Below are 17,517 nucleotides of genomic sequence, written 5' to 3' on the forward strand. Positions count from 1 at the left end.
GTAATTCAAGGAGTCATTATCTTTAATTATCTTGGCGCTGATAGTCGCCTGATTTCCCACCTGATTTGGATAACAGATAGGTTTCACCGATTACCATACTTTTATCTAATGCTTTTGTCATGTCATATACGGTAAGGGCAACAGTAGTAGCAGCTGTTAGTGCTTCCATTTCAACGCCAGTTTTACCTGTAGTAGAGACAATCGTCTGTATATTAAGTGTGTATGATTGTTCATTTTCTTGCCAATCAAATGTTACATCTATGCCAGTTAGTGGTAATGGGTGACACATAGGAATAATATCTGCAGTATTTTTAGCGGCCATAATCCCCGCAATTTGAGCAGTATTTAAAACATTCCCTTTTTGATTTGTATGTTCGACAATTTGTTTATAAATTTCCGAGTTAACTGTGATACTTGAATGTGCAATTGCAGTACGTTTAGAAATGTTTTTTTCTGAAACATCTACCATTTTAGCATTGCCTTGGTGATTTATATGCGTAAATTCAGACAAAATATCCCTCCTAATCGTTTCTTAGTATATCACGAAATTAATTTATGTAAGGAGTAGATTTAAAATGCCAGTAGAAAAAAGAACGCCAATTCCTGTAAGTGAAGCAATTGAACGTGTAGTCAATCAATCGATTTATACGCAACAAGTAGAAGTTCCATTAAATGAGAGTATCCATCATATTTTAGCCGAAGATATCATTGCGACATATGAAATTCCACGGTTTAATAAATCTCCCTATGATGGCTTTGCTATTCGCAGTAAGGATACGGTAGGTGCTAGTGGTGAACAACGTGTAAGCTTTAATGTGATTGATCATATTGGTGCAGGATCTGTTTCTGATAAAACGGTAGGCGCTTTCGAGGCGGTTCGGATTATGACAGGGGCTGCTCTACCAGAAGGTACAGATGCAGTGGTTATGTTAGAACAAACTGTTGAAAACGGACATAGTTTTACTTTGAGAAAACCCTTTGAGCCAAATGAAAATGTTTCTTTAAAGGGTGAGGAAACAGAGATAGGAGATATCGTACTGCAAAAGGGACAATTAATTAATTCCGGTGCCATTGCTGTATTAGCAACTTACGGTTATACACAAGTAAAAGTAAATAAAAAGCCAAGTGTAGGTGTTATAGCTACTGGTAGTGAGTTATTGGATGTGAATGATGCTTTAGAATCAGGGAAAATTAGGAATTCAAATGGTCCTATGATTACAGCCTTATCGCAAAAATTAGGGTTAAGTGCTATTGCATATCAAATTCAAGAAGATGATTTGGACAGTAGTATTCAAGTCGTAAAAGAAGCAATGGCTAAACATGATATTGTCATTACGACTGGTGGCGTATCGGTGGGTGATTTCGATTATCTGCCACAAATATATGAAGCATTAAATGCAGAAGTACTATTCAATAAAATAGCGATGCGACCAGGTAGTGTTACGACTGTAGCAGTTGCAAATGAAACCTATCTATTTGGATTATCTGGGAATCCATCGGCTTGCTATACTGGTTTTGAGTTATATGTTAAACCGGCAGTACTTCATATGATGGGTGCTAATGCAATATATCCTCAAGTAATACAAGCGACATTAATGGAAGATTTTAAAAAGGCGAACCCATTTACAAGATTTATACGTGCCACAGCGACGTTGAATGGAAAAGAAATGACGGTAGTACCATCAGGGTTTAATAAATCAGGCGCTGTAGTTGCGATAGCCCATAGTAATGCTATGATTATGCTTCCAGGTGGAACGAGAGGCTATAGTCAAGGACATACGGTTAACGTCATATTGACGGAATCACAAACATACGAAAAGACATGTTTTATATGATTTTACAAATTGTGGGTTATAAAAACGCTGGAAAAACGACGTTAATGTCACATACAATCCAATTTTTAAAATCACATTTGTTAACAGTGGCAACTGTTAAACATCACGGATTTAACCAATTAGTTAATCAAGAAGCGGATATCACATTACAAAATGATCAAGTTGACCATATGAAACATTTTAATGCAGGCGCTGATCAAAGTATTGTACAAGGTAAGTCTTATCAACAGTCGGTAACAAGAAAAGAAAATCAAAGTCTTGAGGAAATTATCAGCGAATCTGTTACAATAGATTGTGACGTGATACTCGTAGAAGGCTTTAAATCTGCACGATTCGATAAAGTAGTTGTTTATCAAGATGAGAAAGAACGTCAAAGTCTAAGCCATTTAACGAATGTAAAATACTATGTGAATTTGGCCGAAACAGATGCATTGACTCTTTATAATCAATGGCTATTTCATTATTTTAAAATAGAAGGAATGCATTAAATGAAGCAATTCGAAGTGAAGTGTGACCCGATACAAACTGAGCCATATAGAGATTATGTCTTGGATGAAAATCAAGGCGCGGTAGTTGTTTTTACAGGTCATGTAAGAGAGTGGACGAAAGGTGTTAAAACAGAATACTTAGAATATGAAGCATATATTCCTATGGCTGAGAAGAAGCTCGCTCAAATTGGAGACGAAATATCACAGAAATGGCCTGGAACAAAAACAGCAATTGTTCATAGAATTGGACCACTGAATATATCTGATATTGCTGTACTTATCAGTGTATCCTCGCCACATCGAAAGGATGCATATCGCGCAAATGAATATGCCATCGAACGAATCAAAGCAATTGTGCCTATATGGAAAAAGGAAATATGGGAAGATGGCGCTCAATGGCAAGGGCATCAGTATGGGAATCACAATGATGCAGTTGAGGGGGAATAGTAATTATGAAAATACTATACTTTGCAGAATTAAAAGAAATTTTAGCTAAACAGACTGAAACAATTGATTTAAGTTATGATATTACGGTAGATGATTTTACTAAAGATTTATTTGAACGTTATCCTCAAATCAAGGATAAGCAATTTCAAATTGCAGTAAATGAAGAATTCGTCAAAAGTGATGACATCGTACATCAAGATGATACAGTGGCATTAATTCCACCAGTTAGCGGAGGGTAAAAAAACATGAAAGCAATTATACTTGCCGGAGGACAATCAGAAAGATTCGGCGAACCAAAGGCTTTTGCTCAAATAAATGCGCAACCATTTTATAAGCGTATTATTGACGTTTTAGAGGGTACAAATATGTTTAATCAAGTTATTATCAGTACAAATGAGACATTAGCATCTCAATTTGATCATTCTGATATTATTATTGATGAAGATCAAAATAAGGATAAAGGTCCTTTGGCAGGTATTCAGTCAGTCATTCAGCATTATGAAAGTGAGGAACTGTTCTTTGTTGTGTCGGTTGATACACCTATGATTTCTCAAAAAGCTGTGAGTAAACTATATCAATTCATGGTAGAACACCTTATAGAAGACCAATTAGATATCGCTGGGTTTAAGGAAAAGGGCAGACCCATACCGACTATTGCTTTTTATAGTCCGCACACATTGCCATATATTGATGATGCATTAAATTCAAACGATTATAGTTTGAAAAGTGTTTATAATAAAGTGAAAAGTGATTGGTTAGATGTAAATTTAATTGAATCACCAGATTATTGGTACAAAAATATTAATTATCAACAAGATTTGGACTCTTTACAACAAGATATATTAAATAGATAAGGGGACCTAATGTTATGGTAGAGCAAATAACTGATAAACTTGGACGTCCGATTCGTGATTTAAGACTGTCAGTTACAGATCGTTGCAATTTCCGTTGTGATTATTGCATGCCGAAAGAAATATTTGGTGATGGCTTTGTATTCTTACCTAAAGATGAGTTGCTTACCTTTGATGAAATGGTACGTATTGCACAGGTATACACGCAATTAGGCGTGAAAAAAATAAGAATTACAGGTGGGGAACCATTACTAAGACGTGATTTAGATAAATTGATATACCAGTTAAATCAATTAGAAGGTGTAGAAGATATTGGTTTAACGACAAATGGTTTATTATTAAAAAAACACGGTCAAAAATTATACGATGCTGGCTTGAGACGTATCAATGTCAGCCTAGATGCAATAGACGATGCTGTGTTCCAAGCCATAAACAATAGAAATATTAAGGCTTCTACGATTTTACAACAAATTGATTATGCAGTTGCTATAGGATTTCAAGTGAAAGTAAATGTAGTGGTACAAAAAGGTGTAAATGATGACCAGATTGTACCTATGGTGCAATACTTTAAAGATAAAGATGTACAAATTCGATTTATTGAATTTATGGACGTTGGTAATGATAATGGTTGGGACTTTAGTAAAGTTGTGTCAAAAGACGAAATGCTTGAAATGATAGAGCAGAATTTTGATATTGAGCCAGTGGCACCGAAATATTATGGTGAAGTTGCAAAATATTATCAGCATAAAGATAATAAAGCACAATTTGGTTTGATAACAAGTGTTTCTCAGTCATTCTGTTCTACTTGTACACGTGCACGTCTTTCATCAGATGGTAAGTTTTATGGATGTTTATTTAGTACTGTAGATGGATTTAATGTTAAGTCATTTATGCGCAATGGCGCAACTGATAATGAATTATTCGAACAATTTAAAGCATTATGGAATATCAGAGATGACCGCTATTCTGATGAACGAACTGAACAAACAGTTGCAAATAGAAAACGTAAAAAAATAAACATGAATTATATAGGTGGATAATAAAAAATGAAATGAGTCTGGGACAAAATAGATGTCTCAGATTTTTTTTCATTTAGGCAGTAGATGACTGAATTGAAAATGGAAAGATGCCTAATTTTAATTGCCTTTTTAATAAATTTCAAGGTCAAAATGATAGGATGCTTAACCTTTAATGATATTTAATTTCGCAAAATATAAAATAGATAAAATTTGTTAATATATGTCTAAAGATATTGAGTAATACAAATTTTTTTAAGATGTTCATTTGAGATTATATAAATTATATTCAATTGAAGATAATATTTATCTGTTTCAATAAAAATAATAGATTAAATGAAGAAAGTGTTATATAATACTTTTGAAGCTTATTCATTAAATAAAGCCATAGAACACAACGAGAGTAGTCAATAAGGAGGCCATTTTTTATGGAAAGTAAAGTATCATATTTTATAAATTCTGAAAGAGCATTAAGTCAATTAAAACATTGGTTAAAATCTGTACATCGCTTATCAATAGAAGAATTTGTCATATTGTATAAAGTGTATGAAGCAAAGAAAATGAGCGGTAAAGAGTTAAGAGATACCTTGCATTTTGAAATGCTTTGGGATACGAGTAAAATTGACGTTATTATTAGAAAAATTTATAAAAAAGAGCTCATTTCTAAAGTGCGTTCAGAAACGGATGAAAGACAAGTTTTTTATTATTATAATGATATACAGAGTAAATTATTAGATGATATTATCAATGAAATTGAAAAAATTCAAATAGCACAATAGTGTGATATACATAAATTAAAACAATCAGATAGGATTACAATCAAATATCCATAAAAGTTCTGTGGGTTTATATTCGATAAGGAATGGCTAGGAGTGGATTACCTTAACTGATCCAGAAAATCTACTAACTTAATATCGTAGGGAAATATACTTTATAGTTATTTACTGTCGAACTAAAAAGAGTCTGAGACATCAAGCGGTGTCTCAGACTCTAATTTTTTAATTAAAATGAACTTAAATTTTTAACTTTTCTGCCGTGTACAAAGTAGTAAATGATCCCTGTGATTAAAACGATGATTGCCATTATTGCATAAAGTTGTGCGTAGCTCACAGCTGATGTAAAGAACCCTAATACATAAGGTCCAAATCCTAAACCTAAATCAAGACCAATAAAGTAAGTAGAAGTCGCAATACCATATTTAGCCGGCGGTGAGACTTTAATCGCAATGGCTTGCATACAAGATGAAATATTGCCGTAACCAGCACCTAAGCATAAACCAGCAATTATGAGTAACCAACCATTGTTTGTAATACTTAAAGTAAGGAAAGTAATGATTAAGAATATGAATGCTGGATAAGCTACTACATTTTCGTTTTTTTGATCCATTAATCGACCAGCAACTGGGCGTGTAATAAGTGAAGCAATTGCATAGAATATAAAGAAGTAACTTGATATTGTTACAAGATTAATTTCTTGGGCAAAAAATTGAAGAAATGTAAGAATTGATGAATAGGTTAAACCGGAAATCAACATGATAATTGCAACGGGTACAGCCTCTTTTGCAATATAATTGTGAATATTGAATTTTTTAGATTGAGTCGTTTGCTTTTTAGACTCTGTGTTACTTTCTACTTCAAATTGTAATTTAACAAAGAAAGAAATAATAAAGCTGATAATGCCACAGAGTAAGCAGATTGTGAATAATAATTTAATAGGGAAGCTATTGATTAGTAATAAACCGAAGAATGGTCCGATTGCTGCACCTATGACCAAACTTAAGGAGAATAAGCTAATGCCTTCACTCTTTCTGTCATTTGGTGTGACATAAGCTGCAATTGTTCCTGTAGCAGTTGTAGTAATACCTGTAGCAATACCATTAAAGAGTCTAGTTACCATTAAGAAAGCTAAAGAACCTTCTATAAAATAAAATAATTGTGTAACTAATAAAAAGCCTAAACCAATGAGTAATATACGTTTAGGACCAATTTTATTAACATATTTACCAGTCGTAAATCTACCTATTAATGAGCCGATAATAAATAGCCCTGTAACTAGTCCAGCAACACTATCTGAGGCGTGGTACTCTGATTTTGTATAACTAGCAATAATAACAATCAGTAGATACATACATAGATTAATTAAAAAATTAGTAAAAAAGTTAATGTTAAAACTTTTTGTCCAAATCGGTGATTTCAGAGAAGTGGATTGATTCATTTGACTATTCCTCCATATTGATAATTTGTTCATGGATCTTTTGAATGACTTGTATTGCATAGTTAAGTTCATCATCTGATAAACCAGTATTTTCAATAATTTTATCCTGTACATCACATATACGTGTATTGATTGCACCATAAAGTTGCTGTCCTTTTTCAGAAAAAGATAATAATTTTTCTCTTTTATCTTCTCCAAGTTCAATCGTAAGTAATGATTTATCAGAAAGTACTTTTAAAATCTTTCTTGTAGTTGGTTTTTCAATTGCTCGACGCTTTGAAATTTGAACGAGTGTCGTTGGTGCGTTTTGAGCAATATCTTTTAATACCAACCATTGTGCGGGATAAACATCAAATTCCTCAAATACCGGTTGGAAAAATTTAGTGTAGGGTCTATAAATAGCTGTTAGATGATTGAATATACTTTGTGAGTCCATAAGATCCTCCTTAATAGTTAGCTAGGCTAACCTATTTAACAACAAACAATATTGTAAACCTTTTTGTAGGATAAAGCAATAGTATTTTATTTTTAAAATCAAGTTATAACCTGTTTGATGTTAAAAAGACTTAAGCGAACATAAAAAATCATGCATTGATAATAAATGAAGAAATAGTGATTGAAATGAGGGCAAGCTGGTGGGAATTTCAGAAAATTTGTCATTTCTCACATTTGTAATTGAGTCAATGTATAAATAGTTGAGGAAAAGTGACAATAAGCGCCGACATTTGGTGAGTTTAATATGAAAGAAAGTTGTATGGATGTGTTATGAGAAGTAAAGTCGTATGCAATTTGTTATGATGAAGCTAAAGGAAGCTTAGGGGAGAGAAATTAATGCAATATTTGAAATTAGATCATATTATCCATTATATTCATCAGTTAGAGAACTTTAAATTTCCAGGTCATTTATTAACTTTGAACCAAGGTGGACAACATGAGCGTTTTGGTACATTTAATAGATTAGCTTATTTAGAAAATGCTTACGTAGAATTGTTGGATGTTTATAAACCGGAAGTTTTGCAAAAAATAGTGAAATCGGATGAAGGGCGTGTATCATTCCCATCTAAAATTGTGCAAGACCAATATAGTCAAGGAATGAAGACATTAGCTTTAAGTACGGCTGACATCAATCAACTTAAGGAAGATTTAGAAGAAAAAGGTATAGATGTTATCGGTCCGGTTGAAATGCACAGAGAAAACATTAAAGGTGATAAAACATCCTGGAAATTATTATATATTGCAGATCCAGACTATAGAGTGAAGCCACCGTTCTTTATACAGTGGGATGAGAACGAGCAAAAAAGGAATGAAAAATTAGAAGCACTTCGCCAAAAAGAATTTATGATTAAATCCATTAATTTGCATAGTACCGAACGCGCACATACTGTGAAAAAATGGCAACATTGGTTTGATATGGACATAGTTAGTGAAGATGAGAAAGTCACAATACTTAAATTAAAACATGATGATTTGATATTTAAAATAAGTGATGGTCCTAACTCAGGATATAAATCAATAACAATTAAAGATAGTAAAACGACTTCTCCATATACTTTAATTATAAGAGGGTTAAGTTATATATTTGAGGCAGATTAATAAATGTAAATATAAGCACTATGAGCGATAATGAATATGTGTATCAATGAAATAATAAGTGTTAAAATAGTTAAATAAGTGGAAAACTTATTAGTACGCAATAACAGTAAGTAAATAGATATAACAAAAGTTAATGCTGCTAAAATAATTCTTAGACTTAAATATGAAATTGTCAGTGGTTCAATAAAAGCTTGAATAACGAAAACTAAATTAATAATTAAAAACAATCCAATAATAATACTACGCATAGTTACACCTCATTTCTAAATTTATTATAGTATATCAAATGAGTGAATTCTATGTGAAAGTTTGCTAAAAGCATTGTATAATACCAAAGTATTGAATTGATAAAGGAGACATCAGTTTTTATGGAAAAAATGAATATTACAGATCAAGCACATGATGCATTTGTTAAAGCACACCCACAAGGTGACTTATTACAATTAACGCAGTGGGCAGAAACTAAAACATTAACTGGATGGTACTCAAGACGTATCGCAGTTGGAGAAGACGATGAAATTGTAGGGGTAGCACAACTACTATTTAAAAAAGTACCTAAACTACCTTATACACTGTGCTATATTTCAAGAGGATTTGTAACAGATTATAGTAACAAGTTGGCATTAGAAACTTTACTTGAAGCTGCAATGCAAATTGCCAAAGAAGAAAAAGCATATGCTATTAAAATTGATCCAGATGTTGAAGTAGATAAAGGTGCAGACGCTTTGTCTAATTTAAGAGCGCTTGGGTTTAAACATAAAGGGTTTAAAGAGGGCTTATCTAAAGATTATATTCAACCAAGAATGACTATGATTACACCAATAGAAAAAACGGATGAAGCATTAATTCAAAGTTTTGAACGTAGAAATCGTTCAAAAGTGAGATTAGCTTTAAAACGTGGTACTACAGTTGAACGTTCAAATAGAGAAGGTTTGAAAACATTTGCTAATTTAATGCAAATAACAGGCGAAAGAGATGGTTTTTTAACTAGAGATATTAGTTATTTTGAAAATATATATGATGCATTACACCCTGATGGGGATGCTGAGTTGTTTTTAGTGAAGTTAGAACCTAAACCTGTTTTAGAAGATCTAAGACAAGAATTGCATGAACTAGAAGTTGAAAAAGCAAAACTTGCAGATAAAAAGCAGGATAAGAAGACACTTAATAAAATAAATGATGCTGATAATAAAATAACCAAAACTCAAGAACTCATTGATGAAATGGTTACTTTAGAATCAACGCATCCAGAAGGCATTTATTTATCAGGTGCTTTATTAATGTTTGCTGGTAAAAAATCTTACTACTTATATGGGGCTTCATCAAATGAGTATCGTAACTTCTTACCAAACCACCATATGCAATTTGCTATGATGCAATATGCAAGAGAACATGGTGCAACGTCATACGACTTTGGTGGAACTGATAATAATCCTGATAAAGATTCAGACCATTATGGTTTATGGACATTTAAAAAAGTTTGGGGCACATATTTAAGTGAAAAAATTGGTGAATTCGACTATGTGTTAAATGCACCTTTATATCAAATTATCGAGAATATTAAACCAAAACTTACAAAAGCCAAAATTAAACTGTCTCGAAAATTAAAAAAATAAAGCATTTCAGAATAAATAGACGCGTGCTATATAGAGCTAGAATACATTGATTCAACTTTATAGCACGCATTTTTTATGATTGCCATGGAATAATGATACGTATAGTGATGTTGAAATTTAAAAGTTCAACTAAATGTCACAGGACAAATTGTCTATAATTAATAAACTACATATTTTCAGGACCATACTTGTGGTAAATTAGAACTGTTAAAGGGATATGTGAGAGGAGAAAAACACATGATAAAAAAATTATTGCAGTTTTCATTAGGAAATAAATTTGCAATATTTTTAATGGTTTTGTTAGTTATATTGGGCGGTGTTTATGCCAGTAGCAAAATGAAATTAGAATTATTACCTGACGTTGAGCCACCAATGATTACCGTACAAACCTCCATGCCAGGTGCTACACCAGAAACAGTAAAAGAAGATGTAAGTGATAAGATTGATGATCAAATTAGATCGATGGCAGGTGTTAAGAATGTTAATGCTCAATCTATACAGAATGCATCAATGGTTACGGTTGAATATAATGAAGGTACTAATTTAGATAAAGCAGAGAACGACCTCAAAAAAGAGTTAGATAAAATAAAATTTGGGGAGAATGTTGAAGAGCCGGAGTTAACAAGAAGCTCTATAGATGCTTTTCCAATAGTTGCTTATTCATTTACTACCAATGATAATGATTTAAAAGATACAACACGAAAAATTAATAATCAGTTATTACCAAAACTTCAAACAATTGATGGGGTCCAAAATGCGCAACTTAATGGGCAGACGTCACGAGAAGTATCAATAAAATTTGACCAAGATAAATTAGAAGCAAGTGGGTTAACTAAAGAGCGTGTTCAACAGTATTTGAAAAGTGCTACAAGTGAAACACCACTAGGCCTATTTCAATTTAATGATACTGAGAAATCTGTCGTTATTGATGGTCAATTTACATCCGTTAAAGCACTTGAAAATTTAGACATTCCGTTATCTGCAGCAGCAGGAGATAGTCAATCTCAAGGTGATGACGGAGCGTCAAGTCAAGGTGCTGAGCAACAAGCTTCTGCTTCCCAATCTGCAACTACAGCATCGAGTAGCCAATCAAGTGATTCTGAAGTACCATCCGTAAAATTAAAAGAAATTGCACAAGTATCTGCAGGCGATGAGCGGGCATCTATATCTAAAACAAACGGTAAAGATGCAGTTAATGTTCAAATTACAAAAGCACAAGATGCAAACACTGTTCAAGTTGCCAAAGATACAAAAAAAGAAATTGATCAATTTATAAAAGACAATCCGAAAATGGTTGCTACAAAAGTGATGGATACAGCAAAACCAATAGAAGATGCATTGTATACAATGATTGAGAAAGCTGCACTAGGTACCATTGTAGCGATTATCGTAATTCTATTATTTTTAAGAAATATCAGAACGACTGCCATTTCAATTGTATCTATACCCATGTCCATTTTAATTGTAATGGTTGCGTTGAAATTATCAGATGTTTCATTGAATATTTTAACGTTAGGAGCATTAACTGTTGCGATAGGTCGTGTTATTGATGATTCTATCGTTGTTGTTGAAAATATTTACCGACGATTATCTGATAAATCAGAAGCACTTAAAGGTGATCAACTCATTGTAAGTGCTACAAGCGAAGTATTTAAACCAATCATGTCATCGACGATTGTTACAATTGTCGTGTTCTTGCCATTAGCTTTTGTAAGTGGCTCTGTAGGAGAAATGTTTAGACCATTTGCACTGGCAATCGCATTTAGTTTACTAGCTTCATTACTTGTATCTATTACGATTGTTCCTGCATTAAGTGCTACTTTCTTTAAAAAAGGTGTAATACAGCATAAACAGGAAACATCGTTAGGATTTATCGGTAGAAAGTATAAATCCGTTTTGAACTGGTCATTAAATCATAAATGGATAGTCATTATTATCAGTACAATTATATTAATTGCAAGTATTGGACTTGGGGCTGCTAAACTAGGAACTAGCTTTATTTCTACGGGTGAAGATAAATATATGGCATTAACTTATACGCCTAAACCTGGAGAAACGCAAAAAGGGGTATTAGACCATGCAGAGCAAGTACAAAAATATCTGAATAGTAAAGATAAAGTGCGTACAGTTCAATACTCAGTTGGCGGTCCAACACCTAATGATCCAACTGGTAACTCTAATAGTATGGCGATTATGGTTGAGTACGATTCGAACACACCTCATTTTGATGAAGAACCCGATAAGGTGTTACAGCATATTGAAACATACAAACATCCTGGTGAGTGGTCAAATCAAGATATGGGTACTGGTGGCAGTAATAATGCTTTAGAAATTACTGTTAGTGGTCCATCATTAGAATCAATTAAAGGTTCAGTGAAGAAAGTTGAAGATGAAATAAAAGATGTCAGTGGGACTGCAAATGTTAAATCAGATTTAACACAAACCTATGATCAATATAATATTAAAATAGATCAGAATAAGGCAGCAAGTTATGGATTATCTGCTTCACAGTTAGCAATGACCTTGAATCAGAATACGCCTGAGGAAAGTGTGACAACTGTTAAAGAAAAAGGGAAGTCCATAGATGTTAAAATTAAGGAAGATAAGCAAACAGATTGGTCAAAAGATAAGTTAGAAAACACAGAGTTGCAATCTCCTACAGGTCAGTCTGTGGAATTAAGTGATATTGCTGAGTTAGAAGAATCGACAACGCCAAACAAAATTGAAACGAAGGCTGGAGATGAAATCGCAACCGTTTCAGCTAAAATTACAAATGATGACGTAGGTGGTACATCACAGAAAATAATGTCGAAAGTAAATCATATCGATACACCAAGCAATGTAAAAGTTAACGTTGGTGGTGCAAATGAAGATATTAGCAATGCCATAACACAATTAGCGATGGCTATGTTAGCCGCTATTATCATTGTATATCTAGTGCTTGTATTGACATTTAAAGGCGCACTGGCACCTTTCACAATTCTATTTTCATTACCATATACCATTATAGGTGTAGTAGTGGCTTTAGTTATAACGGGAGAGACAATATCGGTAACAAGTATGATAGGTATGTTAATGCTGATTGGGATCGTAGTAACGAACGCGATTGTATTGATTGATAGAGTGATTAATAAGGAAAAACAAGGGCTTGAAATGAAAGCAGCGTTATTAGAAGCGGGTGGCACGCGTATCAGACCAATTTTAATGACGGCACTTGCAACAATCGGTGCTCTAGCCCCAATGCTATTTGGTGAAGATAGTTCAATCATTATTTCAAAAGGTATGGCTGCAACGGTTGTAGGTGGATTAATTTCATCTACATTGCTAACATTGATTGTTGTTCCGGTTATATATGAAATATTGTTTACCCTTAAACGTAAAATAGTGAATCGACAAAAACATAATAAATAAAAAATAAGGGAATGGGACAGAAATCAAATTTTTAAATAGAGATTTCGTAGTCCCACGTATGCAATCAAGGCAAGGATGACTAGGATTGAAATGTTTACCTGAGCTAAAGCTCATGCATAAGTCTCACTAGCATTTTTATGTGACATACCTCATATATTTTTGCATAAGAACTACTTTTTCAATTTATGAAAATGAGTAGTTCTTTAAATCAGTGATACTTTACATTTTCAATTCAGTCATTTACTGCCTAAACGAAAAAGAGTCTGAGACAACTAATTTATGTCCCAGACTCTTTTAATTAAACAGCGTATAGCTAAAATATTTTTGAGTATCAGAATTACCAATTAATATAAAACTAATGTTAAAATAGCATAGATTATAAATAATATAATACTGATGATATTTAAGATTTGAACCGCTTTTGGGTCTTTCTTACTATGTTTGAAAGCAGTGATTTCAACATTACCAACTAATAATAATAATATGATGAAAACCCACCAATTAATTGCAGGGAATGATAATGTCGTAATTGCAACAACAAATAATAAGAGCAAGGCCATTATAATACGCAAAATACGCGTGATAATCGTATCCATTCTAAATATGCTTATGTAACACACGATTAGATAGAGTACTGGTAAAAAGATAAGATAGAGTAGCATATTGTTACATCCTTTCTATGTTCGCCTTTAATCTTAGCATGTAAAAAAAATATTTACTAGGATGTTATTTATGTTCTTTTTGACTAATTTCTGAACGTACAGATGCAATTTCTTTTTCTATTTCTTCAAGTTGCTTTACTAAAGGGTCGACTTGTTGATTAACAGATTCTCTTTTTTCTAAGTCACCTTGTAATCGAACATAATCATATTTTAGTTCAGCTAATTTTTCATTCAAATCCATTATCGCACACTCCTTTGCGGGTAGAAAACGCCTACACCAGTTTGAATTGAATTATAACATGAAATTGAAAGCTTCTAAAATAACCAATTTATATGTTAAGGTATGAAAATAGAATGAAAACGAAATAACTTAGTGAAAGAAGGATTATTGTGACACAACAATTTATCATAATTATTTTACTCATTGCATTAGGTTATACGCTTAAAAGAATCAATTACTTTAAAGCAAATGATAGCCAGGTACTGTCGACATTAGTATTAAATGTCACGTTGCCTTCTTTAGTTATCGTGAATTTGAATGAAGCTAAATTGGATGTCTCGTTATCTATTTTACCTATTATGATGATTTTATATGGTGTCATTACAAAAGTAATAATTGTATGGTTCTTTATAAAATATGATAATCAAATTCGTGGTGCAACAGGTATGATGATGGCTTCTTTAAATATTGGCTTATTTGCTTACCCTCTGGTTGAGGCGATTTGGCCAGAAACTGGTATGATTTATTTTGGTATGGCCGATATTGGTGGCGCAATCATTATGTTTGGTGTGACTTATTTTGTAGGAAGCTATTTTAGCAGTGGTGGAGACAGTTTTGATTTTAAATATTTAGGAAAAAATTTATTGAAGTCTGTACCACTTATGACATATATTATTATGTTTATTTTAAATATGATGAATATTCATTTTCCAGACCCAGTCATTGATTTCTTTTCTGTATTATCAGGTGCAAATATGCCATTATCAATGATACTTCTAGGGTTAATGTTGAATTTTAGTATAGATAAACGCTTTTTACCAATTGCTATTAAGTATTTAGTAGCGCATTATGGTCTTGGTATCATTGCTGGCTTACTTGTTCACTTTTTCTTGCCAGTGAATGATGAAATGATAAAGACTACATTACAAGTAGCATGGCTCTTACCAGTAGGTGTAGCGATTATACCTTATTCAATTCAGTTTAAATATAAAACATTGCCTCTAGTAGGGATGGTTACTAATTTAACAATCGTGATTAGTATTATTATCTTGTATATTTATCAGATGTTGTTTGTTTAAAGTGCTCTAAAATTTAATAATAAAAAGAAACATGATCAATATAAAACGATTATTGGTCATGTTTTGTTTCTTAATAAGTATTAATTTATGCAATTAATATATAGATAAATAAAAAGACAGAAAGCGCGTGATAGCATTCGCTTTCTGTCTTTTGTTGATAGCAATGAGATTAGCCTTTACCACCCATAAATGCAGGATAGTTTGTCATACCACCATCAACATATATTGTTGTACCGTGAATATAGTCTGCTAAATCTGAAGCAAGGAATCTTGCAACATTAGCCACTTGTTGTGCGTCGCCTATAACTTTGGCTGGAATCATTTCAAGTGTTTCTGCACGCGTTTGCGGATCTGAGAATTTTTCTTTTGTATGTTCTGTTACGATAGCACCAGGAGATATATTGTTAATGCGAATGCCATACTGTGCATATTCCATTGACATTGTTTCCATCATTAATTTTAAACCGCCTTTACTTGCAGCATAATTCACATAGTTTGGCCATGGAATTTTATCGTGAACACTTGATGTATTAATGATAATACCTGGTTTATCTTCTTTTAAAAATTGATTAACAGCGGCCTTAGCACCTATGAATGCACCGGTTAAATTAATATCAATGACTTTTTGCCACTCATCTAAGGGCATTTCGTGCGTAGGAATTGGTTTTTCAAAACCAGCATTGTTAATCATGATATCTAAAGTACCAAATGTATCAACTGCAATTTTGACTAATTGTTCGACGTCTGCCTCTTTAGAAACATCAGCATATGCTTTAATCGCTTTACCACCAGCGTCTTCTATTAGTTTTATAGATTCGGCAACAGCATCTAAGCTACTTTCTGAACGATAGTTAATGACAACATTTGCTTTTTCTTTACCGAATTGTTCTGCCATTGCTTTACCAATACCGCTACTACCACCTGTAATCACAACTACTTTATTTTCTAAATCTGTAAACATATATTGAAGCCTCCTTAAAAGTTATTCCTACAAAAAGGTTTAGAACAGACGTGTTGTTAATTTGGAATAGTATAATTAACGTTGAACGCTATGTCGATGTTCTAAACTTAATGATGTGTAATATATTAAATGATGCCTAACCTTTTAAATTACCTAATATAAAGGCTGCAATGATTATTAATACAATCCCAGCCCAAATACCAATCATTTGGCGTTTGTCTTTTCTTTCTCCTAGTAAGAAGATACCACCAAGTGTAGATACAATTACTAATAATTGTGAAAATGAGAAACTTGTTGCTACACCAACTTTAGGTTGTGAATAGAACATAAATAAATTACCAATTCCCCAAATGACACCTGGGATAATATTCCACATAGTACTTTTTACTGATGTCTCATGTTTAGCAGAAAGTATTAAACCGCCAATAGCCATACCTATTGATTGGAAGAAGAGGGCATTCATTCCATCTACACCAAATATTTGTGCTACGACTACATAAACAACGTAACCTACTGTAGAAATAATCAATATAGGAATTGCTTTGCCGAATTTATTGTTACCGCCTGAAGCTTCATTTTTACCTTTAATTGAAGTTAATGCGATACCAATTACTAATAACACCATAGCAACTAAACCTAATGTAACTTGAATTCCTGTACTCCATTCTCCAAGAAAAATAGCACTGAATAATGTCGTACCAACTAATTGTAAACCAGTAGAGATTGGCATCGTTTTTGAAACACCAATTAGACTAATTGATTTAAGTTGATAACCCTGACCAAGCGCCCAAAATGCACCTGAGATTAAACCAACAATAATGACGGCGAGGTCATCAAATTTTGCATTACCTGTAAGTAGTAAAATAATTCCGATAATTAATGTACCTAATGTTGTCCCTCTAATTTGATTATATGGGCCACCACCAACAAGCACGTTAATTAAAACAACACTACCCCAGAATAATGCAGGCAATAACGCAATTAACAAATCCATATATATACTCACTCTTTCTATTATATTGTCCCTCGAGAATAACCATCTTTGGTTGTTCCTGAACTTCTAGTTTAAAACAAAATATTACGTTAGTAAAAAATATTAAATTAAAAAGAACGATTTCTTTGTT

Annotated in this window: 18 protein-coding genes; 11 read left to right on the forward strand and 7 right to left on the reverse strand. The window is 32.8% G+C overall.

Annotated elements, in window-relative coordinates; genetic code table 11:
* Positions 1-22: 22 nt before the first annotated feature.
* On the reverse strand, positions 23-511 hold the full coding sequence (moaC, locus tag KA893_RS08975; protein WP_210125749.1) for a cyclic pyranopterin monophosphate synthase MoaC: 489 nt from the start codon (positions 509-511) through the stop codon (positions 23-25).
* A 64-nt stretch (positions 512-575) separates the two neighbouring features.
* Between moaC and KA893_RS08980 the strand changes: the two genes are divergently transcribed.
* From KA893_RS08980 to KA893_RS09010, 7 genes are all read left to right on the forward strand, one after another.
* Positions 576-1,835 carry a molybdopterin molybdotransferase MoeA gene (locus KA893_RS08980; protein WP_002482590.1) on the forward strand — a complete coding sequence of 420 codons (1,260 nt, stop codon included), beginning with the start codon at positions 576-578 and terminating at the stop codon, positions 1,833-1,835.
* The gene (mobB, locus tag KA893_RS08985; protein ID WP_037537907.1) at positions 1,832-2,323 is read left to right on the forward strand and encodes a molybdopterin-guanine dinucleotide biosynthesis protein B; all 492 of its coding nucleotides are present in this window, start codon (positions 1,832-1,834) and stop codon (positions 2,321-2,323) included. Before KA893_RS08980 ends, mobB begins: the two co-directional genes overlap by 4 nt.
* Positions 2,324-2,770, forward strand: coding sequence for a molybdenum cofactor biosynthesis protein MoaE (locus KA893_RS08990; RefSeq protein ID WP_069821522.1), 447 nt, complete (start codon positions 2,324-2,326; stop codon positions 2,768-2,770). It abuts the gene before it with no gap.
* Between the two features lie 5 nt (positions 2,771-2,775).
* Positions 2,776-3,009: a molybdopterin converting factor subunit 1 gene (moaD, locus tag KA893_RS08995; protein WP_002482593.1), complete on the forward strand. Its 234-nt coding sequence runs from the start codon at positions 2,776-2,778 to the stop codon at positions 3,007-3,009.
* A gap of 6 nt (positions 3,010-3,015) precedes the next feature.
* Positions 3,016-3,624, forward strand: a complete 609-nt coding sequence (gene mobA, locus KA893_RS09000) for a molybdenum cofactor guanylyltransferase MobA (RefSeq protein ID WP_002482594.1) — start codon at positions 3,016-3,018, stop codon at positions 3,622-3,624.
* A gap of 14 nt (positions 3,625-3,638) precedes the next feature.
* Positions 3,639-4,661 carry a GTP 3',8-cyclase MoaA gene (moaA, locus tag KA893_RS09005; protein ID WP_069821521.1) on the forward strand — a complete coding sequence of 341 codons (1,023 nt, stop codon included), beginning with the start codon at positions 3,639-3,641 and terminating at the stop codon, positions 4,659-4,661.
* A gap of 404 nt (positions 4,662-5,065) precedes the next feature.
* Positions 5,066-5,416, forward strand: coding sequence for a transcriptional regulator, SarA/Rot family (locus tag KA893_RS09010; RefSeq protein WP_002482596.1), 351 nt, complete (start codon positions 5,066-5,068; stop codon positions 5,414-5,416).
* Between the two features lie 223 nt (positions 5,417-5,639).
* Here KA893_RS09010 and KA893_RS09015 read toward each other — a convergent pair whose 3' ends face one another.
* Together KA893_RS09015 and KA893_RS09020 are read right to left on the reverse strand one after the other, a co-directional pair.
* On the reverse strand, positions 5,640-6,851 hold the full coding sequence (locus tag KA893_RS09015; RefSeq protein WP_069821520.1) for an MFS transporter: 1,212 nt from the start codon (positions 6,849-6,851) through the stop codon (positions 5,640-5,642).
* Positions 6,852-6,855: 4 nt separating this feature from the next.
* On the reverse strand, positions 6,856-7,287 hold the full coding sequence (locus tag KA893_RS09020; RefSeq protein ID WP_037537915.1) for a MarR family winged helix-turn-helix transcriptional regulator: 432 nt from the start codon (positions 7,285-7,287) through the stop codon (positions 6,856-6,858).
* 395 nt (positions 7,288-7,682) lie between these two features.
* On the opposite strand from KA893_RS09020, the gene KA893_RS09025 reads away from it, so the two are divergent.
* The 3 genes from KA893_RS09025 to KA893_RS09035 all read left to right on the forward strand — a co-directional run bounded on the left by KA893_RS09025 (position 7,683) and on the right by KA893_RS09035 (position 13,471).
* Entirely contained in the window at positions 7,683-8,444 is a 762-nt protein-coding gene (locus tag KA893_RS09025) for a VOC family protein (RefSeq protein ID WP_210125751.1), read from the forward strand.
* A 368-nt stretch (positions 8,445-8,812) separates the two neighbouring features.
* Positions 8,813-10,060, forward strand: coding sequence for a lipid II:glycine glycyltransferase FemX (locus tag KA893_RS09030; protein ID WP_002482600.1), 1,248 nt, complete (start codon positions 8,813-8,815; stop codon positions 10,058-10,060).
* A 237-nt stretch (positions 10,061-10,297) separates the two neighbouring features.
* Entirely contained in the window at positions 10,298-13,471 is a 3,174-nt protein-coding gene (locus KA893_RS09035; RefSeq protein WP_210125753.1) for an efflux RND transporter permease subunit, read from the forward strand.
* Between the two features lie 344 nt (positions 13,472-13,815).
* Here KA893_RS09035 and mspA read toward each other — a convergent pair whose 3' ends face one another.
* On the reverse strand, positions 13,816-14,133 hold the full coding sequence (gene mspA / locus KA893_RS09040) for a membrane stabilizing protein MspA (protein ID WP_037537921.1): 318 nt from the start codon (positions 14,131-14,133) through the stop codon (positions 13,816-13,818).
* A 64-nt stretch (positions 14,134-14,197) separates the two neighbouring features.
* The gene (locus KA893_RS09045; RefSeq protein WP_002482603.1) at positions 14,198-14,374 is read right to left on the reverse strand and encodes an SE1832 family protein; all 177 of its coding nucleotides are present in this window, start codon (positions 14,372-14,374) and stop codon (positions 14,198-14,200) included.
* 149 nt (positions 14,375-14,523) lie between these two features.
* On the opposite strand from KA893_RS09045, the gene KA893_RS09050 reads away from it, so the two are divergent.
* Positions 14,524-15,432: an AEC family transporter gene (locus tag KA893_RS09050; protein WP_002482604.1), complete on the forward strand. Its 909-nt coding sequence runs from the start codon at positions 14,524-14,526 to the stop codon at positions 15,430-15,432.
* 169 nt (positions 15,433-15,601) lie between these two features.
* On the opposite strand, the gene KA893_RS09055 is transcribed toward KA893_RS09050, so the two are convergent.
* Complete coding sequence (locus tag KA893_RS09055) at positions 15,602-16,393, reverse strand: glucose 1-dehydrogenase (protein WP_002482605.1); 792 nt, start codon at positions 16,391-16,393, stop codon at positions 15,602-15,604.
* A 136-nt stretch (positions 16,394-16,529) separates the two neighbouring features.
* A complete protein-coding gene (locus KA893_RS09060) occupies positions 16,530-17,387 on the reverse strand; it encodes a RhaT/GlcU family sugar-proton symporter (protein ID WP_011302593.1) in 858 nt (285 codons plus the stop codon).
* Positions 17,388-17,517: the final 130 nt, after the last annotated feature.

The organism is Staphylococcus sp. GDY8P126P (assembly GCF_017891965.1).
Taxonomy (GTDB): domain Bacteria; phylum Bacillota; class Bacilli; order Staphylococcales; family Staphylococcaceae; genus Staphylococcus; species Staphylococcus saprophyticus.

Excerpts from the sequence above, each read along its gene's own strand:
- KA893_RS08980 (WP_002482590.1), top strand. The coding sequence starts at position 576 with ATGCCAGTAGAAAAAAGAACGCCAATTCCTGTAAGTGAAGCAATTGAA.
- mobB (WP_037537907.1), top strand. The coding sequence starts at position 1,832 with ATGATTTTACAAATTGTGGGTTATAAAAACGCTGGAAAAACGACGTTA.
- KA893_RS08990 (WP_069821522.1), top strand. The coding sequence starts at position 2,324 with ATGAAGCAATTCGAAGTGAAGTGTGACCCGATACAAACTGAGCCATAT.
- moaD (WP_002482593.1), top strand. The coding sequence starts at position 2,776 with ATGAAAATACTATACTTTGCAGAATTAAAAGAAATTTTAGCTAAACAG.
- mobA (WP_002482594.1), top strand. The coding sequence starts at position 3,016 with ATGAAAGCAATTATACTTGCCGGAGGACAATCAGAAAGATTCGGCGAA.
- moaA (WP_069821521.1), top strand. The coding sequence starts at position 3,639 with ATGGTAGAGCAAATAACTGATAAACTTGGACGTCCGATTCGTGATTTA.
- KA893_RS09010 (WP_002482596.1), top strand. The coding sequence starts at position 5,066 with ATGGAAAGTAAAGTATCATATTTTATAAATTCTGAAAGAGCATTAAGT.
- KA893_RS09015 (WP_069821520.1), bottom strand. The coding sequence starts at position 6,851 with ATGAATCAATCCACTTCTCTGAAATCACCGATTTGGACAAAAAGTTTT.
- KA893_RS09020 (WP_037537915.1), bottom strand. The coding sequence starts at position 7,287 with ATGGACTCACAAAGTATATTCAATCATCTAACAGCTATTTATAGACCC.
- KA893_RS09025 (WP_210125751.1), top strand. The coding sequence starts at position 7,683 with ATGCAATATTTGAAATTAGATCATATTATCCATTATATTCATCAGTTA.
- KA893_RS09030 (WP_002482600.1), top strand. The coding sequence starts at position 8,813 with ATGGAAAAAATGAATATTACAGATCAAGCACATGATGCATTTGTTAAA.
- KA893_RS09035 (WP_210125753.1), top strand. The coding sequence starts at position 10,298 with ATGATAAAAAAATTATTGCAGTTTTCATTAGGAAATAAATTTGCAATA.
- mspA (WP_037537921.1), bottom strand. The coding sequence starts at position 14,133 with ATGCTACTCTATCTTATCTTTTTACCAGTACTCTATCTAATCGTGTGT.
- KA893_RS09045 (WP_002482603.1), bottom strand. The coding sequence starts at position 14,374 with ATGGATTTGAATGAAAAATTAGCTGAACTAAAATATGATTATGTTCGA.
- KA893_RS09055 (WP_002482605.1), bottom strand. The coding sequence starts at position 16,393 with ATGTTTACAGATTTAGAAAATAAAGTAGTTGTGATTACAGGTGGTAGT.
- KA893_RS09060 (WP_011302593.1), bottom strand. The coding sequence starts at position 17,387 with ATGGATTTGTTAATTGCGTTATTGCCTGCATTATTCTGGGGTAGTGTT.